At 56.8% G+C, this 22,613-nt stretch carries 19 protein-coding genes and 1 pseudogene; 13 read left to right on the forward strand and 7 right to left on the reverse strand.

Annotation, left to right across the window (positions count from 1 at the left end; translation table 11 throughout):
* Positions 1–85: 85 nt before the first annotated feature.
* The 6 genes from ECL_RS10850 (at position 86) to osmV (ending at position 5,310) form a co-directional block, all read left to right on the forward strand.
* A complete protein-coding gene (locus ECL_RS10850; protein WP_013096819.1) occupies positions 86–709 on the forward strand; it encodes a glutathione S-transferase family protein in 624 nt (207 codons plus the stop codon).
* A 155-nt stretch (positions 710–864) separates the two neighbouring features.
* Positions 865–1,608 (forward strand): YoaK family protein, encoded by a 744-nt coding sequence (locus tag ECL_RS10855; RefSeq protein WP_014831711.1) that lies wholly within the window; start codon positions 865–867, stop codon positions 1,606–1,608.
* A gap of 269 nt (positions 1,609–1,877) precedes the next feature.
* On the forward strand, positions 1,878–2,588 hold the full coding sequence (gene osmY, locus ECL_RS10860; RefSeq protein ID WP_013096821.1) for an osmoprotectant ABC transporter permease OsmY: 711 nt from the start codon (positions 1,878–1,880) through the stop codon (positions 2,586–2,588).
* Between the two features lie 18 nt (positions 2,589–2,606).
* Positions 2,607–3,506 carry an osmoprotectant ABC transporter substrate-binding protein OsmX gene (gene osmX, locus ECL_RS10865; protein ID WP_013096822.1) on the forward strand — a complete coding sequence of 300 codons (900 nt, stop codon included), beginning with the start codon at positions 2,607–2,609 and terminating at the stop codon, positions 3,504–3,506.
* Positions 3,507–3,514: 8 nt separating this feature from the next.
* Positions 3,515–4,162, forward strand: coding sequence for an osmoprotectant ABC transporter permease OsmW (osmW, locus tag ECL_RS10870; protein ID WP_006808875.1), 648 nt, complete (start codon positions 3,515–3,517; stop codon positions 4,160–4,162).
* Positions 4,162–5,310 (forward strand): osmoprotectant ABC transporter ATP-binding protein OsmV, encoded by a 1,149-nt coding sequence (gene osmV, locus ECL_RS10875; protein ID WP_013096823.1) that lies wholly within the window; start codon positions 4,162–4,164, stop codon positions 5,308–5,310. Before osmW ends, osmV begins: the two co-directional genes overlap by 1 nt.
* 42 nt (positions 5,311–5,352) lie before the next feature.
* On the opposite strand, the gene ECL_RS10880 is transcribed toward osmV, so the two are convergent.
* Complete coding sequence (locus tag ECL_RS10880; protein ID WP_044158498.1) at positions 5,353–5,820, reverse strand: DUF6392 family protein; 468 nt, start codon at positions 5,818–5,820, stop codon at positions 5,353–5,355.
* Positions 5,817–7,514, reverse strand: coding sequence for an S-type pyocin domain-containing protein (locus ECL_RS10885; RefSeq protein ID WP_013096824.1), 1,698 nt, complete (start codon positions 7,512–7,514; stop codon positions 5,817–5,819). Before ECL_RS10885 ends, ECL_RS10880 begins: the two co-directional genes overlap by 4 nt.
* Positions 7,515–7,769: 255 nt before the next feature.
* On the opposite strand from ECL_RS10885, the gene clcB reads away from it, so the two are divergent.
* Entirely contained in the window at positions 7,770–9,080 is a 1,311-nt protein-coding gene (gene clcB, locus ECL_RS10890; protein WP_013096825.1) for a voltage-gated ClC-type chloride channel ClcB, read from the forward strand.
* Here the strand turns inward: clcB and bioD are convergent.
* From bioD to ECL_RS10905, 3 genes are all read right to left on the reverse strand, one after another.
* Entirely contained in the window at positions 9,015–9,710 is a 696-nt protein-coding gene (gene bioD, locus ECL_RS10895) for a dethiobiotin synthase (protein WP_013096826.1), read from the reverse strand. The two genes, clcB and bioD, sit on opposite strands and share 66 nt — an antisense overlap.
* A 130-nt stretch (positions 9,711–9,840) precedes the next feature.
* Complete coding sequence (gene mlc, locus ECL_RS10900) at positions 9,841–11,061, reverse strand: sugar metabolism global transcriptional regulator Mlc (RefSeq protein WP_013096827.1); 1,221 nt, start codon at positions 11,059–11,061, stop codon at positions 9,841–9,843.
* A 121-nt stretch (positions 11,062–11,182) separates the two neighbouring features.
* Positions 11,183–12,088, reverse strand: coding sequence for a LysR family transcriptional regulator (locus tag ECL_RS10905; RefSeq protein ID WP_013096828.1), 906 nt, complete (start codon positions 12,086–12,088; stop codon positions 11,183–11,185).
* A 121-nt stretch (positions 12,089–12,209) separates the two neighbouring features.
* Between ECL_RS10905 and ECL_RS10910 the strand changes: the two genes are divergently transcribed.
* Positions 12,210–13,463, forward strand: a complete 1,254-nt coding sequence (locus tag ECL_RS10910; RefSeq protein WP_013096829.1) for an MFS transporter — start codon at positions 12,210–12,212, stop codon at positions 13,461–13,463.
* A gap of 76 nt (positions 13,464–13,539) precedes the next feature.
* Here the strand turns inward: ECL_RS10910 and ECL_RS10915 are convergent, their stop codons facing one another.
* Both ECL_RS10915 and ECL_RS10920 read right to left on the reverse strand, forming a co-directional pair.
* A complete protein-coding gene (locus ECL_RS10915; RefSeq protein ID WP_013096830.1) occupies positions 13,540–14,931 on the reverse strand; it encodes an APC family permease in 1,392 nt (463 codons plus the stop codon).
* A 356-nt stretch (positions 14,932–15,287) separates the two neighbouring features.
* Complete coding sequence (locus ECL_RS10920) at positions 15,288–16,706, reverse strand: glutamine synthetase family protein (RefSeq protein WP_013096832.1); 1,419 nt, start codon at positions 16,704–16,706, stop codon at positions 15,288–15,290.
* Between the two features lie 226 nt (positions 16,707–16,932).
* Between ECL_RS10920 and puuD the strand changes: the two are divergent.
* The 5 genes and pseudogenes from puuD (at position 16,933) to puuE (ending at position 22,494) form a co-directional block, all read left to right on the forward strand.
* Positions 16,933–17,686, forward strand: a pseudogene (puuD, locus tag ECL_RS10925) (gamma-glutamyl-gamma-aminobutyrate hydrolase).
* Positions 17,687–17,711: 25 nt separating this feature from the next.
* Positions 17,712–18,269, forward strand: a complete 558-nt coding sequence (gene puuR, locus ECL_RS10930) for an HTH-type transcriptional regulator PuuR (RefSeq protein WP_013096835.1) — start codon at positions 17,712–17,714, stop codon at positions 18,267–18,269.
* A 157-nt stretch (positions 18,270–18,426) separates the two neighbouring features.
* Entirely contained in the window at positions 18,427–19,920 is a 1,494-nt protein-coding gene (puuC, locus tag ECL_RS10935) for an aldehyde dehydrogenase PuuC (protein WP_013096836.1), read from the forward strand.
* Positions 19,917–21,197, forward strand: coding sequence for an NAD(P)/FAD-dependent oxidoreductase (locus tag ECL_RS10940; protein WP_013096837.1), 1,281 nt, complete (start codon positions 19,917–19,919; stop codon positions 21,195–21,197). Before puuC ends, ECL_RS10940 begins: the two co-directional genes overlap by 4 nt.
* A 25-nt stretch (positions 21,198–21,222) precedes the next feature.
* Positions 21,223–22,494, forward strand: a complete 1,272-nt coding sequence (gene puuE, locus ECL_RS10945; RefSeq protein ID WP_029882801.1) for a 4-aminobutyrate transaminase — start codon at positions 21,223–21,225, stop codon at positions 22,492–22,494.
* The last annotated feature ends 119 nt before the right edge of the window (positions 22,495–22,613 follow it).

Raw genomic sequence — 22,613 nt, forward strand, 5'->3', positions numbered from 1 at the left:
TCACCACCCAATTTTGCCCCGACCTCTTTCACAAAACTGATGTATTGTTTTTAAACCATTCATTCCAGTGCAGGACACCTGACACATGATCACCATCCTTGGCAAAACCACCTCCATCAACGTGCGTAAAGTCCTCTGGACCTGCGAAGAAGCCGGAATTGCATATCAGCAGGAAGATTACGGCAGCGGATTTGCCTCGACGGAAACGGACGCCTTCCGCGCCCTGAACCCCAACGCCATGGTGCCGGTGTTGATCGACGGCGATTTTGTGCTGTGGGAATCGAATTCAATCTGCCGCTACCTGGTGCGCAAAGCCGGACGCGATGACCTGCTGCCATCGCAGCCGCAGGCCTGCGCTAACGTCGAGCGCTGGATGGACTGGCAGGCAACCGAATTCAACAACGCGTGGCGCTATGTCTTTCCGGCGCTGGGCCGCAAAAACCCGGACTATAACGATCCCGCGCGGATTGCCGCCGGGATAAAAGAGTGGAACCACTGCATCGGCATTCTGGAGCAGCAGTTGCAGCGCACCGGCGCCTTTACTGCGGGCGAAACGTTTACGCTTGCAGATGTGGTGCTGGGGCTGTCGGTGAACCGCTGGAAGATGACGCCTTTTGACAAACCCGCGGTGCCTGCCATTGATGCCTGGTTTGAACGTCTTAATCAGCGCCCGGCATTTTTGCGACACGGAAATAACGGTATGGTCTGAATGCCCCACGGCCCTATATTCAGCAAGGATATTTTATTTAATTACAAAACCCTGCATGTCGTCAGAGGGAATAATAATTAAGCCATATCCTGGACTGTCCGTTGTATCGCTTTGCTAGCCTGACGTTTCAGGCAAAGCTCACCCCGGAGGTATTCTTGCTGATTAAACTCAAAAAAGAACGAACGCATCAGGAGGATCGCCGGTTAGCCCTCTGGCTGGCGACATCCGCCGGCTTGCTCAACGCCATCGCCCTTGGGGCATTTGGCTTTTTCCCCTCTCACATGACCGGCAATACCTCACAATTATCCAGCGAAGTCTCTTCCACCGATCTGAACGATATTATTTTCTTTGGCTCCATTATTCTGGCGTTTGTCACGGGTGCCATTCTTGCGCGCATTATTGTTATCTGGGGCATTATCCATAATATCCGCCTGGTTTTTTGCCAGATCCTGTTTGTCGAAGGGTTATTACTGACCGGTATTTCGGTTTACGAGATGTATTTCCATGCCCTCACCAGCAACCGCACGATTATTATCTTTCTCTGTGGTCTGATGGGGATCCACAATTCCACCTCCACCCAGCTCTCCAGCGGCCGGGTGAGATCGACGCACATCACCGGCACGCTGACGGACGCGGGAATATCGCTGGCCTCGGTAGTCGTGGCGATGCTGCGCCGGGACTACTCCAAAGATACTGCGGCGCAGAAAAGCCAGCTTAAAACCCACTTAACCACCCTGTTCTCGTTTATTACGGGCGGTATCGCGGGGTTACTCCTGTTCCGGTGGATTGGCTTTAATGCGATGCTGGCGCTGGGTGTCATACTGGCGCTGGTATCCGTTTGTTCCATGATTACCATCGCGGTGCGCGTGCGCAAAGTTCGCGCAGCCCTCGGCCGATAGTCAAAACGCAGAGGGCAGAATGTCGCGACAGTTGTGACACCGTCACTTTCATTAAGTCGCTTTAGGACTATTCTGCCCTCTCACAGCCAGCCCTTACCTCATAAGGCTTAATCAAGGTTGTCACTAGTTTCATAGGGTTACTGATTTTCCCCCTTCGCTGGAACCCTTCCCAAACGCTTGCTATAGGTCAACTACCCCTGCCGAAACATGGCATAACAACAGGCAACCGCTGGTTGCGATAACGCATGCGCACAGGGAGACACACCGCAATGCATCCATTACTCAAACGCTCGCTGCTGTTTGTCGGCGCCATAATCGTGGTTCTGGCCCTCCTCACCTGGGGCATTGGGCTGGAGACGATCAAGGCGCGTCAGGTTGACCTGATCTACCTCGGGCAACAGCATTTAATCCTCGTATTTTCCTCGATGTTCTTCGCACTGCTGGTTGGCATTCCGGCGGGTATCCTGCTCAGCCGCCCGGCGGCGCGTGGGGTAGCCGAATACGTGATGCAAATCTTCAACGTCGGCAACACCCTGCCGCCGCTGGCCGTTCTGGCGCTGGCGATGGTGGTGATTGGCATTGGCGATACGCCAGCCATCATCGCCCTGTTTCTTGCCTCGCTGCTGCCGATTGTGCGCAATACCTACGCGGGGCTGTGCTCGGTGCCGTCGTCATTACTGGAAGCGGCAAACGGGATTGGGATGACCAAATGGCAGCGTCTGCGCCAGGTGGAGTTACCTAACGCCTGGCCGGTGATGCTCTCCGGCATCCGCATCGCCACCGCCATTAATGTGGGTACAGCTCCGCTGGCCTTCCTGATTGGCGCCAGCAGCTACGGCGAGCTGATTTTCCCCGGCATCTACCTGAACGACTTCCCGACGCTGATCCTGGGCGCGGCGGCCACCGCGCTGTTTGCCCTGATCCTCGACACCTTGCTGGCTGCGCTGGGTCGCGTGATGAGTCCCCATCTCGCTCGATAACAATAACAAGGAGCTTTCATGAGACTAATATCCAGCCTGACGGCGCTGTGTGCCGCGGCGCTCTTCACCAGCCAGGCGATAGCCGCCCCGCTGATTCTGGCGACCAAGAGCTTTACCGAGCAGCATATTCTCTCGGCCATGACCGTGCAGTACCTGCAAAAGAAAGGGTTCCAGGTGCAGCCGCAAACCAATATTGCGACCGTTATCTCCCGTAACGCGATGATCAACAAACAGATTGATATGACCTGGGAGTACACTGGTACATCGTTGATCATCTTTAACCACATCAACAAACGCATGTCGCCGCAGGAGTCTTACGAGACGGTTAAGCGTCTGGACGCGAAGCACGGTCTGGTCTGGCTCAAACCCGCCGATATGAACAACACCTATGCCTTCGCCATGCAGCGTAAACGCGCCGAAGCGGAACATATCAACACCATGTCTGAGATGGTGGCGAAGATTGAGCAGGTGCGTAAAACCAACCCGGATAAAAACTGGCTGCTGGGACTGGATCTTGAGTTTGCCGGGCGCAGCGATGGGATGAAGCCGCTGCAGAAGGCCTACAACATGGCGCTGGACCGTCCGCAGATCCGCCAGATGGATCCCGGTCTGGTATATAACGCGGTGCGCGACGGTTTTGTTGATGCCGGGCTGATCTACACCACCGACGGCCGCGTGAAAGGTTTCGACCTCAAAGTACTGGAAGATGATAAAGGCTTCTTCCCGAGCTATGCCGTCACCCCGGTGGTGCGTAAAGACACGCTGGAGGCGAACCCGGGGCTGGAAGAGGCGCTTAACACCCTCTCCGCCCAGCTCAACAACGACGTTATCACCGAGCTGAACAAGAAGGTGGATATCGATCATCAGTCACCGCAGCAGGTCGCCCGTGATTTCCTGCGTAGCAAAAAGCTGTTGTAGGAGGCGCTATGGAGACGATTCACTACATTCTGGATAACTGGGATTACCTCTTAACCCTGACGCTGCAGCATCTGTGGCTGGTGGCGCTGGCGGTTGGCCTGGCCATTATTATCGGCGTTCCGCTCGGCATTTTAATTGTCCGTCACAAATGGCTGGCGACACCGGTGCTGGGCATCGCGACCATCGTGCTGACCATTCCGTCCATCGCACTGTTTGGCCTAATGATCCCGCTGTTTTCGCTGATCGGTCAGGGCATTGGTGCCCTGCCCGCCATTACCGCGGTGTTTCTCTACTCGCTGCTGCCGATTGTACGCAACACCCATACCGCGCTGGACAGCCTGCCGCCGGGTCTGCGTGAGGCCGGACGCGGCATCGGCATGACCTTCTGGCAGCGGCTGCGCTGGGTTGAAATTCCCATGGCGCTACCGGTGATTTTCGGCGGCATCCGCACCGCCGTGGTGATGAACATCGGCGTAATGGCGATTGCCGCCGTGATTGGCGCGGGCGGCCTGGGCCTGCTGTTGCTTAACGGCATCGGCGGGAGCGATATCCGCATGTTGATTGCGGGGGCACTGATGATTTGTCTTTTAGCGATTGTGCTCGACTGGCTGCTGCACCGTCTGCAGGTGGTACTGACTCCGAAGGGGATTCGATAATGATAAAACTGGAAAACCTCACCAAACATTTTTCACAGAAGCATGGCCAGACCTTTAAGGCCGTGGACAACGTCAACCTGAACGTGCCCGAAGGGGAAATGTGCGTCCTGCTCGGCCCGTCCGGCTGCGGGAAAACCACCACCCTTAAGATGATCAACCGCCTGATTACGCCAAGCAGCGGCACGATCCTGATTAACGGTGAAGACACCAGCGGGATGGATACGGTGACGCTGCGCCGCAACATCGGCTACGTGATTCAGCAAATTGGCCTGTTCCCGAACATGACCATCGAAGAGAACATTACCGTGGTGCCGCGCATGCTGGGCTGGGATAAAGCCCGGTGTAAAACCCGTGCCGAAGAGCTGATGGATATGGTGGCGCTGGATCCGCGTAAGTTTCTTCACCGCTATCCGCGCGAGATGTCCGGCGGCCAGCAGCAACGTATCGGCGTGATCCGCGCGCTGGCGGCCGATCCGCCGGTACTGCTGATGGATGAGCCCTTCGGCGCGGTGGACCCCATCAACCGTGAAGTGATCCAGAACCAGTTTCTGGAGATGCAGCGCAAGCTGAAGAAAACCGTGATGCTGGTCAGCCACGATATCGATGAAGCCCTGAAGCTGGGCGATCGTATCGCCGTTTTCCGTCAGGGGAAGATTGTCCAGTGCGCCAGCCCGGACGAGCTGCTGGCGAAGCCGGCGAACGAGTTTGTCGGCTCGTTTGTGGGTCAGGACCGCACTCTGAAGCGCCTGCTGCTGGTGTCGGCAGGCGACGTCACCGACCAGCAGCCTACTTTCACTGTACGCGGCTCTACCCCGCTTCCAGAGGCCTTTGCCACCATGGATGATCACGATATCCGCGCCATCACCGTGGTGGACGAGCACGGTAAACCGCTGGGGTTTGTGAAACGCCGGGAAGCGCGCAACGCCAGCGGCACCTGTGCCGATATCCTGCATCCGTTCCGCATGACCGGCAAAGCGGAAGATAACCTGCGCGTGGTGCTCTCCCGCCTGTATGAAAGCAACACCAGCTGGATGCCGATTGTGGATGAAGAGGGTCGCTATAACGGTGAGATTTCGCAGGACTATATCGCGGAGTACCTCAGCTCAGGGCGTACGCGCAGGGCGCTGAATATTCACAGTGAGAATTGAGAATTATACCAGAAAAGCCCCTTTCGGGGCTTGTATAGAGCATTACCAGCGAAGCTCTGACGTTAGCATATAGGTTATAGACCTCACGCTATCCTCTACGTCATAGTTAATCTGCATGCTCGTGGGAATATCGTGATCCTTTACCTCATAGAGGTCTGTCCAACCATAATCCCTATTCATTACAGTGTAAGGCGGCGCGCTTCGTAGCGGCTCTCCAAGATTTTCATTAACCCATTTGCGTGACATAGACGCCTGCAAGGGTGCTGGTAGTTCATTAGGAAATGTCCAACTGGACGCAGGTTCGTGCTGAATTCTGAGTGTGACAGATTTCAAAATCCGCCCCTCTCGCCAGAAAGAAAGAAAAATCCCTTCCTGAGCCATTTCAAGGTTGATGGTCGGTGTTCCAGAAGATCCCTTCGGGGCAGTCTTATACGGAATTAAATCCTTATCAAGCATATATTGATAAGACTTACCAAGACTATTTATCAGCGCTTCAACGTTTACCGTCATTTGTACAGCCCCGCTTCACTATTTATTTTATGCATTTTCACCCTTGCTGCTTCGATCTGAATTTCGGTCGCGCCATGATCTTTCAATGCCGGTTTTATGGCATCCAGATTGCGATCCACTGCTGCCCTGAGGTTCCTGGAGTCAAGATCAATTTGTGTAGGCGTATTACGTCCACCATATGTCTCGCTTATTTTGTGATGCATATCTTTCGGGATCACGATGGCAGCAACTTTATCAGTCAGCGCAAGTATCTCGTCATCATCTAGCAACGGATAATTAGCTCTCAGATATGCATCAACAGCAGCTCTGGACGGCATGTGATCCGCCTCATACATCCCCTGCCGCGAACGGCGTTTAAAGTCACTGTATAGCTCGACTTCCAGAAACTCCACCGGTGGTTTGCTCAGGTAGATATAAATCGGCGGCAGGTCAGGGAACGGCAGGATCAGAATGTAATCCGCGAAACGCTTTTCTTCCTGTGCCGGGCTGGTGGTCGCCGTTATGCCGGTGTTAACGGGCAGCGGGTCAACAACGACCGGGTTCGACAGCACTGGCCGCGCCTGGTCGCCGGTGTTCCACGGCTTTTTCTCGTCTGTTCGGTCAGGCGTCCACACGATGGTGATGCGCGGTTCTTCCTCCGTGGTGAAGGTGTACGCCTGCGCGCTACTGTCGTACTCCATTTTTCTGACGCGCACACTGTCCCGGCCAGGCGGCGTGTGCCAGCCATGCGGCACCGGGTTCCCCCGGCTGTTGCTCTCCCACGTATAGCGCACCCTGCTCGGGGCTTCACGCATCTGCGCCAGGCGCATACGGTCAATAAAGTCCTGTTCGCCGTCGTTCAGCCTGCCGGGCATCATTCCCACCAGCAGCCCGGCCACGGGTGCGCCCGCTCCGGCGGCAGCTATTTCACCCAGCCCGGCGGCACCACGCACCGCCCATGTGCCGTAGGTCAGCGCCCTGCCGCTTATCAGCTCCAGCAGGCTTGCGCCCGCTGTGGCCGTCTGCGCGCGCGTAGCTGCAGTTGCGGCGGCAACAGCGGCCTGATAATCCATCTCCTCCTGGTTGCCGTTCCACCAGCGATAAAGGGCGCTGCGCTTTTTCGGTCTGGGGATATCCTCTGGCTTTTTCTTTCTGGCGGTCTGCGCGTGCTGCGGGGTGTCTGAATCGGTTGCCGGGTCGCTGGCCGGCATGGCCAGGAAAAATGCCATATCGGCAAAATTAGTATGGGGTTCGCGCTCGTCACCGGCATCATTGCAGCCATCCCCCCGCAGGCAGGATTTTGCAAATACCCGGTTGCGCTCCCTTTCCTCCTCTCTGCGGTTTTCTTCAGCCTGCTTTTCTGCTGCCAGCCTGGCGGCGTGTTGTTCCCTGGCAACATCAACCGGGTCTCGGCCACGTCCCAGCCACTGACCTGCGGGAGCAATTACCCGATTTGAACCTGGTGGGCAATCACAGTGTACTTTTGAACCGTGAACGGCGACGGGTACGCCGTGAAATGTCACCCGTTCCTCACCTGATACAATCACGCCCTTCCTGCCACATTTAGGACAGGGAGTGGTTTTATCACCTACCCTGAGAATTCTGCGTCCAAATTCGGTGCTGTCCGTAATAGACGCAATACACCTGGCACCGGTAGTCGTTTTATCATTCTCAAGCGCCTGTCCCCGACCAAAATTATCGGTACGGTAACCCATGCGTTACGCTCCGGTAATTAGTAAATTGATTACTCATAAAGAATTCCCTTTTCCTTTTCGTTAATAAAAAAGGAATTTTACTATGAATATGAGTTAACCAGATTTATTCCGCACATTTGGTTAATATTTAACAACCAAATAAATCACCACTAAAAATAAACAACTTAAATATTTAGAACACCCCTATAAACACTCATTTGCATACTGGTTGAGTTCCTATCACAATAGAATACCGATCTCGTTTACTCGCGACCCATGCAACGTCTTCATACTTACCCCGATATCCGCGCGATGTTTCGCCGGCTTCTGATTGCCACCGTCACGGGCGTACTGGCCGCGCTGGCCGTTGCCGTGTTTCGCCACAGCATGTATCTGCTGGAGTGGCTGTTTCTCAGTAACGACAGCGGCAGCCTGGTGAATGCCGCGGCGGCGTTGTCCCCCTGGCGTCGCATGCTCACGCCTGCTCTTGGCGGCCTGGCAGCCGGATTGTTGCTGTGGGGGTGGCAGCGGCTGACGGCGCAACGCCCGCATGCGCCTACGGATTATATGGAAGCGCTGGAAACGGGTGACGGGCAGTTCGATTACGGTGCCAGCCTGGTCAAATCCCTGGCGTCACTGCTGGTGGTTTCCAGCGGAAGCGCCATCGGGCGTGAAGGCGCGATGATCCTGCTCGCTGCCCTCGCCGCCTCCTTGTTTGCGCAGCGCTTTACGCCGAAGTCCGAATGGAAATTATGGATAGCCTGCGGGGCTGCGGCGGGAATGGCCAGCGCCTACCACGCGCCGCTAGCCGGAAGCCTGTTTATTGCGGAAATCCTGTTCGGCACGCTGATGCTGGCCTCGCTCGGCCCGGTAGTCATTGCGGCCGTCGTCGCGCTGCTGACGACGCGTCTGTTAAGCCCTGGCGCTACCACGCTGTATGAGGTGCATCTCAGCGAAACGCTCACTGCGGGCGATTACGGATTGATCGTTATCATCGGTCTGCTGGCGGGCGTCTGCGGCCCGCTGCTGATGTGGCTGATGACGGTTAGCCACGCCCTGTTTCTGCGTCTCAAACTCTCACCACCCTGGCAGCTGGCGCTCGGGGGGCTGATCGTCGGGATGTTGTCGCTTCTTACGCCCAAAGTGTGGGGTAACGGCTATAGCGTGGTGCAGGCCTTTCTGCTCTCACCGCCGCTGCTGTCCGTTATTGCGGGCGTGTTTATCTGTAAGCTGCTGGCGGTCCTGGCAAGCAGCGGTTCGGGCGCACCGGGCGGGGTCTTCACGCCGACGCTGTTTGTCGGGCTGGCGACAGGAATGCTGTTTGCGCAGCTTTTTGCGCTGTGGCTACCGGGTTCTGAAACGGCGATTTTGCTGGGACTGGCGGGGATGGCGACGTTGCTCGCTGCCACGACGCATGCGCCTATTATGTCGGCGCTGATGGTGTGTGAAATGACCGGGCAGTATTTTCTGCTACCCGGCCTGCTGATTGCCTGCGTTGTTGCGTCCGTGCTCTCGCGAACGTTACGCCACGACTCGATCTACGGCCAGCACACTGCCGAGAGCAGAGAGATCGATGTACTGCGCTAGTTCGCGCTGCTCGGCGCGCGGCAAATAAGGCAGTTCGCCCACCAGAGGGCCGGGCAGTTTTTTGCTCAGCACGTCGATGATTTCTGCATAGTGCGCAAGGCCCGGGTTGATACGGTTTGCCACCCAGCCCACTAACGGCAGGCCATCATTGGCGATCGCCTGCGCCGTGAGCAGCGCATGGTTGATACACCCCTCCTGGATGCCCACCACCATCACCACCGGCAGTTGCTCCTGCACCACCCACTCGGAAAGCGGACGCAAATCGTTCATCAGGCTGCGCCAGCCGCCCGTGCCTTCAACCACAACGTGATCAACCTTCTCGCTCAGGTTCGCCAGCCCATCCGACAGCAGGGTGTAATTTATCAGCCCGCTGTGCGCCACGCTGCTCTCCTCTTCGCTCAGGGCAATAGGATTGACCGCGTCATAAGGCAGCTCCAGGGATGAGACGCTTTGTAAAACCAGGGCATCTTTATTACGCAGCCCCTCTGGCGTCTCTTTACTGCCTTTTGCGACCGGTTTGTACCCTGCAACACGTTTACCGCTTGCTGCCAGCGCCTGTAGCAACGCGCGCGATACAACAGTCTTGCCGACAGAGGTATCTGTACCAGTAACAAAGAAACGCTTAAGCATGACTCATTCCACCTCTTGGGTATGCTTCGAAAATATAAACCAGGTAAATAATTCAGTGGGGGAAGTCTACGGGAAGCGTGCGCTATCCGGCTTGAGATAGCGCAATTTTTAGTAAGTCTGTGGAAAAGAGTTAGCCCTGCAGCAGGCGGATCAGTAAGGAGCCGTTATACATTGCATCTTTTACCAGCGCGGCGCCGGCCATGGTGCCCTGGTTCGAAAACTGCGTGCTTTCGACCACAATGTTTTTGCTGTAAGCGGGCAGCGCCTGTTGATTAATGCAGGCCGAGATCGCCGGGAAGAGGATATCCGCCGCCTGGCTGAGCGGGGAGCCGATCAGGATTTTTTGCGGGTTAAACAGATTCACCATAATGGCGAGAATGCGCCCGACGTTATTCCCTACGCCAGTAATGATGTCCTTAGCCAGCAGATCGCCCTGCCGCGCCGCTGTGCACAAGGAATCTACCGTCAGGGGTTGCCCGTGCAACGAGGAGCTCATGGACTGGCTGAGCCTCACCTGCGCCAGCTCCAGCACGCTTTCCACGCTGGCAATGGTCTCCAGGCAGCCGTGGTTGCCGCAGTAGCAGCGTTTCCCGTAGGGATCGACCTGCGTGTGGCCGATCTCCACCAGGCTACTGCTGCCCGCATGCAACAGGCGTCCGTCGGTGATGACGCCCGCCCCGACGTTATGGTCGATCACCACCTGAATGACATCCCGCGCCCCGCGTGACGCGCCAAACAGCGCCTCCGCCATAGTCCAGGCGCTGATGTCATGCTGAATGTAGACCGGTACGCCGGTATGGTTTTTCAGGACCTCACCCAGCGGCATCTCTTTAACGTCTTCATAAAACGGCATGCGGTGCACAATGCCGTTCTCGGTATCAATAATGCCCGGCATGGTGATGGCAATCGCCGTTAAGCGTTCAAGTTTCTGCTGGTGACGAATAAAGAAGTGATCGATATGTGTGACAATCGCCTCAAGAAGCGGTTGATCTGCGTTAAGCGGCAGCTCCAGCCGGTCTTCTACCACCAGCTTGCTGCTGAGATCGCGCAGCGCAAGAAAGATCTCACCCCGGCTGATGCGCAGCGACAGGTAATGCCACGCTTCCGTCTCCACCACCAGCCCGACCGCCGGACGACCCCGGCTCCCCGGCTCCTGAATCTCCGTCTCCTGAACCAGGTGGGCTTCCAGCATTTCGCGAACAATCTTGGTAATACTGGCGGGAGCCAGTTGGGCCAGGCGCGACAAATCGATACGCGAAACCGGACCAAGCTGATCAATCAGGCGATATACCGCGCCAGCGTTGGTCTGCTTAATCTGATCAATATGCCCTGGCTGACTATCAGCAACCACCTCGTACTCCCTTATTTTCGAGCTTCGAAATAAACTTTGGGCTATGGTGAAGCACTTGCATGGCCGTCGTCAAATATTTACTTAGCCATGTGATTTACTGCACATTTTTGCCCATTTTTCCCTATAAATATCGCCCGGCAGAGGCGGTGATAAGCTGCTTTTTAAAACGCTGTGCCGCATTGCTCTGTTCATGATGTCTGGACCACACCAGCCACATCTCCGATACCGCGTCGTCTTCGGCAAGCGGAACCCAGCACATTTCACGCAATTGTACCCGTTTAAAAGAGGCCGGGAGAATAGAAACCCCCAACCCGGCGGCGACCAGGCCTATTATTGTCATCGCCTCTCCTACCTCCTGGGTAATGACCGGGGCGAGATCGTAGCGGCGCATCAGGCCCAGAATATCGTCATACAGACCGGTTCCCACCTGCGGGTCGAAAAAGACAAACGGCTCTTTCGCCAGCTCCGCCAGCGTGACGGCAGGCTTCGACGCCAGGGGGTGATCGCGCGGGATCATCGCCATCAGCGGCTCGCGCAGGATCACCTGCCACGCCAGCGAGTCCGGCAGTTGAGTGTTGCGCATCAGCCCTAAATCCAGCGCCCCTTCATTCAGCGGAGCTATTTGTTCCCGGGTATTAATTTCGCGCGTCTGAATATGCACGTCCGGGAAGTCACGGCGAAACGACGACAGGGTTTGCGAGACGGCGCTGATAAACGGGGCTGACGAGGTAAACCCGATGCGCAATTCACCGGCTTCCCCCAGGTAGAGCCGCTCTGCGCGGGCGGCGGCGTCGTCAACCATGCTCAGAATTTGTTGGCTGTCGGCCAGAAATTGCCTGCCTGCCGCCGTCAGGCTCACGCTACGGTTGGTGCGGGCGAGAAGACGGGCGCCAATCTGCTGCTCCAGGATCTGAATTTGCTGACTAAGCGGCGGCTGCGAGATGTTCAGGCGCGCGGCGGCGCGGCCAAAATGGAGTTCTTCTGCCACCGCGACAAAGTAGCGTAAATGACGCAGTTCGATATTCATATTTTATATGTATCATTTGAGATTATTAATATATTAGACAGAATATTTACATTTTCCTACCCTGAAGAGGTGGTCATACCCGTCACCAGAAACCACGGGGATGTTTAAGCAAGGAACATGTGTGAGTCGTACATCTACCGTTGATATCGAACCGGCACGCGATATCGATGATTTACCCGCAGCTTCTCAGCCGGCGCAGTTTATTAAACGTGGTACCTCCCAATTTATGCGCGTCACGCTGGCGCTGTTCTCAGCCGGTCTGGCAACCTTTGCCCTGCTCTACTGCGTTCAGCCTATCCTTCCCGTGCTGTCACATGAGTTTGGCGTCTCACCGGCCAGCAGCAGTATTTCTCTCTCTATTTCAACCGGGATGCTGGCTGTCGGCCTGCTTTTTACCGGCCCTCTCTCTGATGCCATTGGGCGTAAACAGGTGATGGTGACCGCGCTGATGCTGGCGTCGGTTTGTACGTTGCTCTCCACCATGATGACCAGCTGGCACGGGATCCTGATGATGCGCGCGCTCATCGGGTTATCCCTGAGCGGCGTGGCGGCGGTCGGGATGACCTATCTCAGCGAAGAGATCCACCCGAGCTTTGTCGCGTTCTCCATGGGGCTGTACATCAGCGGGAACTCCATTGGCGGTATGAGCGGACGCCTGCTGAGCGGCGTGTTTACAGACTTCTTTAACTGGCGCATTGCGCTGGCGGTGATTGGCTGCTTTGCACTGGCCTCTGCGCTGATGTTCTGGAAAATTCTGCCGGAATCACGCCACTTCCGCCCCACCTCCCTGCGTCCGAAAACGCTGTTTATCAACTTCCGCCTGCACTGGCGGGATAAAGGGCTGCCGCGGCTGTTCCTGACCGGCTTCCTGCTGATGGGATCGTTCGTCACGCTGTTTAACTATATTGGCTATCGTCTGATGCTTTCGCCGTGGCATCTGAGCCAGGCGGTGGTGGGCCTGCTCTCCGTGGCGTATCTGACCGGGACCTGGAGCTCGCCAAAAGCCGGAGCGATGACCGCCCGCTATGGCCGTGGGCCGGTGATGCTGGTCTCAACCGCCGTGATGTTGCTGGGCCTTTTGCTGACGCTCTTCTCGTCCCTGTGGCTGATTTTCACCGGAATGCTGCTCTTCTCTGCCGGTTTCTTCGCCGCGCATTCCGTCGCCAGCAGCTGGATTGGCCCGCGTGCCCGTCGCGCCAAAGGCCAGGCATCCTCTTTGTATCTGTTTAGCTATTATCTTGGCTCCAGCTTCGCCGGGACGCTGGGCGGCGTATTCTGGCACAACTACGGCTGGAACGGCGTGGGCGGGTTTATCGCGCTGATGCTCTGCGGGGCACTGCTGGTAGGCGCCAGTCTTCATAAACGTCTGAGATAATCCGCATGCGGGCTGATATCCGGTAAGACGAGCGATCCAGATAAACGGCACCAGCGTACTGGTGCCGTTTTTACATTCAGGAATCCCAGGCCTGCTCTATCTTAGCGGCTTCAAACTGCGGAGGCGGTTTTCGGAAACGGCGCGTCAGCCATGTCAGATAAAGGACCCCCAGTGCCGCCCAGATGAGGCCAAGCGTCAGGGACGTCGCTTCGAGGTTTATCCACAGCACGCCGACCGTTACGGCACCAATGAGTGGCAGCAGGAGATAGTGGAACCGATCTTTCCACGTTTTGTTCAGCCCCTTACGCCGCCAGAAATGGTTGTACACCGAGAGATTAACAAACGTAAACGCCACCAGCGCGCCAAAGTTGATCAGCGCCGTCGCGGTCACGAGGTCAAAGTACAGGGCCGACAGCGCCACTATCCCTACCATAATGACGTTCAGGGCCGGAGTACGCCATTTCGGATGCACGTAGCCAAACACCCGCTCCGGAAAGACGTTGTCACGCCCCATCACATACAATAAGCGTGAGACGCTGGCGTGTGAAGCCAGGCCTGAAGCGAGCGTATTCACAAACGTGGTACACAGAAACACCGACTGGAAGAGCTTGCCACCCACGTACAGCGCAATTTCCGGCAGCGCGGCGTCCGGGTTCTTGAAGCGCGCAATCGTCGGGAAGAAGAGTTGCATGAAAAACGAGGCAACAATGAATATCAGCCCGCCATACAGTGCGGTCAGGAAAATGGCTTTGGGAATAACCCGCGCCGCGTTTGGCGTCTCTTCCGACAGCGTGGTGACCGCGTCAAACCCGAGGAAAGAGAAGCAGACGATAGTCGCGCCGGTAATAATCGGGATCAGATGTGCGTTCTCGCTGATAAACGGCTGCAACGACCAGACGGTGCCCACGCCCTCCCCCTTGTGCAGGCCATGCACCACGAGTATGACAAACACCACCATGATGGCGATCTGCACCAGCACAAACAGGGTGTTAAAGTTGGCGACCAAATTAACACTCTTCAGGTTCGCCAGCGTCAGGATCGTCACAAACCCTACCACCCACACCCACGGCGGGACTTCCGGGAACAATGCGGAAAGGTAGATTTTCGCCAGCAGCACGTTGATCATCGGCAGGAAGAGATAGTCCAGCAGCGATGACCAGCCGACCATAAAACCCAGATGGGGTCCGATCGATTTCTGCGTGTAGGTGTACGCAGAGCCCGCTTCCGGGAACTGTCGTACCAGTTTGCCGTAGCTGATGGCGGTAAACATGACGCCCGCCAGCGCCAGGAGATACGAGGCGGGCACGTGGCCATTGCTGATACCGGACACAATGCCGAAGGTATCAAACACGGTCATGGGGGTGAGGTAAGCCAGCCCCATCATCACCACCTGCCAGAGCTTGAGGGAACTGCGCAGCCGGGTTCTTCCGGCCATGCCCGGCGAATCAAGAGATGTGTTAGTCGCCATAGACCATCCCCCCCATGCTTACCGTGGTTTGCAATCGCGTTGACCTTAACGCAAACCTGCTTAGCAAAGGGGGAAGTTGTAAAGAACATACGCGATCGTACCAGCGCAGCGTCTCTCGCTCGCACTCAAAGCAGGCGCCTGACTGGCCCCCTTCGCCCTGCGGATAGTTGAACATCTGCATCATTTCCTACCTCGTCACACAGTGTCGTTAAGAAAGTCCCTGTGCCGCCTGCGCTCCATAACGCGACTCCCGGGAGATAGCTGGCGTGCCAGCGAACAGTTCGGCCAGGCTCCGCGCAGGCCGTTTGGTGATACGTATGCAATGAAACAAAGCGGCCCCTGACCGGGGCACGTCATCAGGCGTTTTTCAGCATCCACTCGATTTCAGTTTCGGTAATCAGGCGTTCGAACTGCAGTAACTCATCATTTTTGCAGGCGTGATAGACGTGGCAGAAACGTTCGCCCAGTCGCTCGCGAAGGTGATCGTTTTGCATAAACTCCCACAGCGCATCGCTCTGACGAATCGGGAACGGCAATCCGTCCTGCTCCAGACCATTGCCTTCAACTTCTTCCTGCAGGGGTAAATCGTTATCCAGCCCGTGTAAAATGCCGGCAAAAATCGCCGCCATCACCAGATACGGATTCGCGTCTGCTCCCGCCACCCGGTATTCGACCCGATGGTTATGGCGATCGCCGCAGGGGATACGCAGGGCAACCGTGCGATTATTGTGTCCCCATGACGCCTGCGTCGGCACGTACATTCCCGGCTGGAAACGGCGGTAGGAGTTGACGTTCGGCGCCAGCAGCGCCATGGACGCTGGCATCAGATCGATCATCCCGGCCAGCGCGCGTTTCAGCAGCGCGGAATCCTCACCGCTGGCGTCTGCGAACACGTTTTCGCCTCTGTTGTTTTGCATGCTGATGTGGATATGCATCCCGCTGCCCGCATGTTCTTCATACGGCTTTGCCATAAACGTGGCGTGCATCTTGTGTTTTTCCGCCATCTGCCTGACGAGACGTTTTAACGCCAGCGCATCATCGCAGGCATCCAGCACGTTTTCCGTATGGTGCAGGTTAATCTCAAACTGGCCCGGGGAGGCTTCAGCCACTGCCCCGTCGGCGGGGATCAACTGCAGCTGCGCCAGTTCGTCAATGTCATTCAGCACGTCAGCAAAGTGGTTGAGATTATCAACCGAGTAGACCTGACTCTGCGTGTTACGCACGTCGGTGCCCGGCGCGCAGGGTGGTTGCAGATAGCCGTCGGCATCGCGTTTACGGTCAAGTAAATAGAACTCCAGCTCTACCGCTACCACGGGGAACAGACCGCGCTGGCGCAGCTGCTGCCAGAGTCGGTTGAGTACGTTCCGCGGCTCAACGTCAAAGGGAGCGCCATCTTCATCGACCATGGTGAGCTGCACCTGACCAATGTACTCCGGGTCGGCGGCGGAGGGTGTCAGGGTGCCCGGCACCGGCACACAGATACAGTCCGGCTCGCCCAACTCCTGCCCCAGCCCTGCCTCTTCCACAACGTTACCCAGAATGTCCATGGCGAAAACCGATGCCGGGAAATAGCAGCCTTTTTCAAGTTTGCTCAGTCCGGCAACCGGGATGCGTTTGCCGCGAAAACAGCCGTTCAGGTCGGTCAGGAGGACATCAATAAACTGGGTGTCAGGATACTTTTCTAAATAGCGCTTCACTTCCTGCGTAAAGGCGCTGCCCCGCCTCTCATCCGTGTGCTGCACAAAGTTCTCAACTTCTACGATATTGGTTTCCATGATTTACCACCGTTTTTGGGATTTGCGTTCGCTGCTCTGGACTGTCAAATATAATGTCCACACTATCGAATCTGTATGCAAACAAATTGTTTGTCAAATGTTAAATTAAGTTTGCAAAAGGCAGATCTCGTTGCTAGATTGAGAAAATATTGAACGAAAAGGCCGTTTCACAGGCGAGAATGGCCTAAATTTAGTCCACTTTGTGAGGGCGATCATGGAAAATATAATGAACAAGCCAGTTATTGGCGTGGTGATGTGCAGAAACAGGCTTAAGGGTCACGAGACCCAGACCCTGCAAGAAAAGTACCTGAATGCCATTATTAACGCGGGGGGCTTACCTGTTGCCTTACCGCATGCGCTGGCAGAGCCAGAGCTTATTACCGCTCTGCTGCCAACCCTGGACGGAATTTACCTGCCGGGCAGCCCAAGTAACGTGCAGCCGCACCTTTATGGTGAAAACGGCGATGAGCCTGACGCCGATCCCGGGCGAGATCTTCTGAGTATGGCGCTGATTGCTGCCGCGCTCGAAAGGCGCATCCCCATTTTCGCCATCTGCCGGGGGCTGCAGGAAATGGTTGTTGCCACGGGAGGGACGCTGTATCGCCGCCTGTTCGAGCAGAACGACCTGCTTGAGCACCGGGAAGATCCTGAACTGCCGGTTGAGCTACAATACGCCCCTTCTCATGAAGTTCAGGTTCAGGAGGGAGGACTGCTGTCTCAATTAATACCAGGCTGTAACACATTTTGGGTAAACTCGTTACACGGGGCAAGGTGCACGAACGTTAGGACCACGGCTTCGCGTGGAGGCCCGCTCGACGGACGGGCTCGTCGAAGCGGTCAGCGTTCATGACCACCCTTTTGCCCTCGGCGTGCAATGGCACCCCGAATGGAACAGCAGCGAGTACGCCCTGTCACGCATGTTGTTTGAAGGTTTTATCACCGCCTGTCAAAGCCACATTGCCGAGAAGCAACGGCTTTGACCACTACCGTAAAGGAAATGCAACTATGAGCGATGACGGACTGGCGCCAGGGAAACGTCTGTCTGAGATCCGTCAGCAATTGGGTCTCTCGCAGCGGCGTGCCGCCGAACTGTCTGGGTTAACACACAGTGCCATCAGCACCATTGAGCAGGACAAAGTCAGTCCTGCCATCAGTACGCTGCAAAAGCTGCTGAAAGTTTATGGGCTGTCGCTCTCGGAATTCTTTTCGGAACCGGAAAAACCTGATGAACCGCAGGTGGTTATTAATCAGGAAGACCTTATCGAAATAGGCAGTCAGGGGGTTTCGATGAAGCTGGTTCATAACGGAAATCCGAACCGTACGCTGGCGATGATTTTTGAAACTTACCAGCCAGGAACCACGACCGGAGAGAGGATCAAACACCAGGGTGAGGAGATCGGTACGATACTGGAAGGTGAAATAGTGCTGACCATTAATGGCCAGCCTTATCACCTGGTTGCGGGGCAAAGCTATGCCATTAATACCGGCATACCGCACAGCTTCAGCAACACCTCGGCAGGCATCTGCCGCATTATCAGTGCCCACACCCCCACCACGTTCTAATTACCACTCAGTCCCGGCGTAAGTGCGCTTACGCCGGGACAAATAAAAACGATCAATGTCGGCATTCAACGGGTTAATTCCCGGGATGCCTCACGGCTTCGTATTGCCTGAAACGGCCATGACCTTATTTATCTGATTGCGAAAGAAAGGAGTGAATATGCATTTTCAGCACCTGACTTACTGGCAGGATAAAGCAAAAAACAGCGCCATTGAGACCCGGTTATTTATTAACGGTGCCTATTGTGACGCCGCCGATAATGCCACGTTTGAAACCGTCAATCCCGCGACACAACAGACGCTGGCGAACGTGGCCCGGGGCAAGCAGGCGGACGTGGACCGTGCAGTTCAGGCGGCGCGTGAGGTATTTGAGCGCGGTGACTGGTCGCAGGCGTCTCCGGCGCAGCGCAAGGCCGTGCTCAATAAGCTTGCCGATTTAATGGAACGCCACGGCGAAGAGCTGGCCTTACTGGAAACACTGGACACCGGTAAACCCATCCGCCACAGCCTGCGCGACGATATTCCCGGCGCGGCTCGTGCCATTCGCTGGTACGCCGAAGCGGCGGATAAAGTCTACGGCGAAGTGGCGCCTACGGGGCCGGGCGAACTGGCGATGATCGTGCGCGAGCCGATCGGGGTGGTTGCGGCCATCGTTCCCTGGAACTTCCCGCTGCTGCTGGCCTGCTGGAAGCTGGGCCCGGCACTGGTCGCGGGCAACAGCGTGGTATTGAAACCGTCGGAGAAATCGCCACTCACCGCCCTGCGGCTGGCCGGGCTGGCGAAAGAGGCGGGCCTGCCGGACGGCGTGCTGAATGTGATAAGCGGTTACGGCCACGAAGCGGGCCAGGCGCTGGCACTGCATCCAGAAGTCGAGGTGCTGACCTTTACCGGCTCTACCCGTACCGGCAAGCAGCTGTTGAAGGACGCGGGAGAAAGCAACATGAAGCGCGTCTGGCTGGAGGCGGGCGGCAAGAGCGCCAACATTATCTTTGCCGACTGTCCGGACCTGGACAAAGCCGTGAGCGCAACCGCCGCCGGGATTTTTTATAACCAGGGGCAAGTCTGTATCGCCGGTACCCGCCTGCTGCTCGAAGACAGCATCGCCGACGACTTTCTGGCAAAGCTAAAAGCGCAGGCCCGTCACTGGCAGCCGGGCGATCCGCTCAACCCTGACAGCACGATGGGCATGCTCATCGACGCTGCACATGCCTATACCGTCCACACGTTTATTCGCGAGGGAACCCGAAAAGGGACGCTGCTGCTGGACGGGCGGGAACAAGCATGGCCTTGTGCAGTCGGTCCCACCATTTTTGTCGACATCGATCCTGCCTCCCCGCTGTGTCGGGAAGAGATTTTCGGGCCGGTGCTGGTCGTCACCCGTTTTAAAACCGAAGAAGAAGCCTTAACGCTGGCCAACGACAGTGAATATGGGCTTGGCGCGGCGGTATGGACCCGCGATCTTTCCCGCGCGCACCGCATGAGCCGCCGTCTGAAAGCAGGCTCGGTCTTCGTCAATAACTATAACGACGGCGATATGACCGTACCCTTTGGCGGCTATAAGCAGAGCGGCAACGGTCGCGATAAGTCCCTGCACGCGCTGGAAAAATTTACCGAACTGAAAACCATCTGGATTGCCCTGGAGTCTCAATCATGACCGAACATACCACCAGCTACTACGCGGCCAGCGCGAACGCTTACGAACCTTTCCCGACGCTTAACGAGTCGATCAGCTGTGACGTGTGCGTGGTGGGCGGCGGCTATACCGGCCTCTCCTCCGCGCTGCATCTCGCCGAAATGGGCTACGACGTGGTGCTCCTTGAAGGGGCGCGCATCGGCTTTGGAGCCAGCGGACGCAACGGCGGCCAGCTGGTTAACTCTTACAGCCGCGATATCGACGTGATTGAGAAAAACTACGGACCCGATGCCGCCAGAGTCCTCGGGAGCATGATGTTTGAAGGCGGGGAGATCATCCGGGAGCGTATCCAGCGCTATCAAATCCAGTGCGACTATCGTCCCGGCGGACTGTTTGTGGCGCTAAACCATAAGCAACTTGAGACGCTGGAGGAGCAAAAAGCCAACTGGGAACGCTACGGCAACACACAGCTGGAGTTGCTGGACGCCAGTGCCATCCGCCGGGAGGTCGACAGCGAACGCTATACCGGCGCGCTGCTGGACCGCAGCGGGGGGCATATTCACCCACTGAACCTGGCGATCGGCGAAGCGGACGCGATTCGCCTGAACGGCGGGCGGGTGTATGAACAGTCCCCGGTGACCGCCATTCAGCACACCAGCCCGGCTGTGGTAAGCACACAGCATGGCCAGGTGACGGCCCGCTACGTGATCGTCGCCGGGAATGCCTACCTGGGCGACAAGATAGAACCGGAACTGGCAAAACGCAGCATGCCTTGCGGCACTCAGGTTGTGACCACCGCCCCGCTGCCGGAAGCGGTCGTCCGCACGCTGATCCCCAATAACTACTGCGTGGAAGATTGTAACTACCTGCTGGATTACTACCGTCTTACCGCCGACAACCGCCTGCTGTACGGCGGTGGCGTCGTCTATGGCGCGCGCGATCCGGACGATGTCGAGCGTCTGGTGATGCCAAAGCTGCTGAAAACCTTCCCACAGCTGGCTGGCGTCAAAATCGACTACCGCTGGACGGGCAACTTCCTGCTGACCCTGTCGCGCATGCCGCAGTTTGGTCGTCTGGATAAAAACATCTATTACATGCAGGGCTACAGCGGCCACGGCGTCACCTGCACCCACCTGGCCGGACGGCTGATTTCGGAACTGTTGCGCGGTGACGCTGAGCGCTTTGATGCGTTTGCCAACCTTCCGCACTACCCCTTCCCGGGCGGTCGCAGCCTGCGGATTCCATTCACGGCGATGGGCGCGGCGTATTACAGCCTGCGCGATCGTCTTGGCGTATGAGCGTTTCGACAAAAGGGTATCTGACATGAGTAACCAGGAATTTCATCAGCGTAGACTTTCTGCCACCCCGCGCGGCGTAGGCGTAATGTGTGATTTCTTTGCCCGCACGGCGGAGAATGCCACGCTTACCGACGTGGAAGGCAACGACTATATTGATTTCGCCGCCGGGATCGCGGTACTGAATACCGGCCATCGTCATCCTGAACTGGTGGCCGCAGTGGAAAAACAGCTTCACCAGTTCACCCACACGGCCTACCAGATTGTGCCGTATGAAAGCTACGTTTCATTAGCCGAAAAACTTAACGAGCTGGCTCCGGTGCAGAGCCCGGCCAAAACGGCATTCTTCACAACGGGCGCGGAAGCGGTGGAAAATGCCATTAAAATCGCCCGGGCCCACACCGGCAGACCGGGCGTGATTGCCTTCGGAGGAGGCTTTCACGGCCGAACCTATATGACCATGGCATTAACCGGCAAGGTCGCGCCTTATAAGCTGGGATTTGGCCCCTTCCCGGGGTCGGTTTATCACGTGCCCTATCCCTCGGAGCTGCACGGCATCACGACGCAGGATGCCATCACGGCGATAGAACGTCTGTTCAAAGCAGACATTGAGGCGAAACAGGTAGCGGCGATTATTTTTGAACCCATTCAGGGTGAAGGCGGATTCAACGTCGCCCCGCCAGATCTGGTGGCCGCCATCCGCCGTATCTGTGATGAACACGGGATCGTGATGATTGCCGACGAAGTACAGAGCGGTTTCGCCCGTACGGGGAAACTGTTTGCCATGGAACACTACGCGGACAAGCCCGACCTGATGACGATGGCGAAAAGCCTGGCAGGCGGAATGCCGCTGTCCGGCGTGGTGGGTCGCGCCGAAATCATGGACGCGCCGGCGCCCGGCGGTCTGGGGGGGACCTATGCAGGCAACCCGCTGGCGGTGGCCGCCGCGCACGCGGTGCTGAATATTATCGACAACGAGTCACTGTGCGCCCGCGCCCGGCATCTGGGCGATCGACTGAAAGCCACCCTGGAAGAGATTCAGGGCACCTTCCCTGCGCTCGTGGCGATAAGGGGAAGAGGATCGATGATTGCGGCGGAGTTTTTTGATCCCGAGAGCCGTGCACCCTCGGCCGCCATCGCGCAGGCGATCCAGCAAAAGGCACTCGCCCAGGGCCTGCTGTTATTGATCTGCGGCCAGTACGGCAACGTGATCCGCTTCCTTTATCCGCTGACCATTCCGGATGCCCAGTTCACCCAGGCGCTGGCGATCTTGCAACAGGTTATGCGTGATAAGACCTAAGTAACCACCGAAAACCGTCTCCCGGCATTCCGGAGACGGTTTCAACGGAGGAGATCGGCTTAGATTTCCTCCGTGTGGGAAATGCTGGGGAATTTGGTCTGTTTCATTGTATGCTCCCT

The organism is Enterobacter cloacae subsp. cloacae ATCC 13047 (genome assembly GCF_000025565.1).
Classification (GTDB): domain Bacteria; phylum Pseudomonadota; class Gammaproteobacteria; order Enterobacterales; family Enterobacteriaceae; genus Enterobacter; species Enterobacter cloacae.

Bases quoted from the DNA above. Each gene is read 5' to 3' on its own strand.
- ECL_RS10850 (WP_013096819.1), top strand. From the start codon at position 86: ATGATCACCATCCTTGGCAAAACCACCTCCATCAACGTGCGTAAAGTC.
- osmY (WP_013096821.1), top strand. From the start codon at position 1,878: ATGCATCCATTACTCAAACGCTCGCTGCTGTTTGTCGGCGCCATAATC.
- osmX (WP_013096822.1), top strand. From the start codon at position 2,607: ATGAGACTAATATCCAGCCTGACGGCGCTGTGTGCCGCGGCGCTCTTC.
- osmW (WP_006808875.1), top strand. From the start codon at position 3,515: ATGGAGACGATTCACTACATTCTGGATAACTGGGATTACCTCTTAACC.
- osmV (WP_013096823.1), top strand. From the start codon at position 4,162: ATGATAAAACTGGAAAACCTCACCAAACATTTTTCACAGAAGCATGGC.
- ECL_RS10880 (WP_044158498.1), bottom strand. From the start codon at position 5,820: ATGACGGTAAACGTTGAAGCGCTGATAAATAGTCTTGGTAAGTCTTAT.
- ECL_RS10885 (WP_013096824.1), bottom strand. From the start codon at position 7,514: ATGGGTTACCGTACCGATAATTTTGGTCGGGGACAGGCGCTTGAGAAT.
- clcB (WP_013096825.1), top strand. From the start codon at position 7,770: ATGCAACGTCTTCATACTTACCCCGATATCCGCGCGATGTTTCGCCGG.
- bioD (WP_013096826.1), bottom strand. From the start codon at position 9,710: ATGCTTAAGCGTTTCTTTGTTACTGGTACAGATACCTCTGTCGGCAAG.
- ECL_RS10905 (WP_013096828.1), bottom strand. From the start codon at position 12,088: ATGAATATCGAACTGCGTCATTTACGCTACTTTGTCGCGGTGGCAGAA.
- ECL_RS10915 (WP_013096830.1), bottom strand. From the start codon at position 14,931: ATGGCGACTAACACATCTCTTGATTCGCCGGGCATGGCCGGAAGAACC.
- ECL_RS10920 (WP_013096832.1), bottom strand. From the start codon at position 16,706: ATGGAAACCAATATCGTAGAAGTTGAGAACTTTGTGCAGCACACGGAT.
- puuR (WP_013096835.1), top strand. From the start codon at position 17,712: ATGAGCGATGACGGACTGGCGCCAGGGAAACGTCTGTCTGAGATCCGT.
- puuC (WP_013096836.1), top strand. From the start codon at position 18,427: ATGCATTTTCAGCACCTGACTTACTGGCAGGATAAAGCAAAAAACAGC.
- ECL_RS10940 (WP_013096837.1), top strand. From the start codon at position 19,917: ATGACCGAACATACCACCAGCTACTACGCGGCCAGCGCGAACGCTTAC.
- puuE (WP_029882801.1), top strand. From the start codon at position 21,223: ATGAGTAACCAGGAATTTCATCAGCGTAGACTTTCTGCCACCCCGCGC.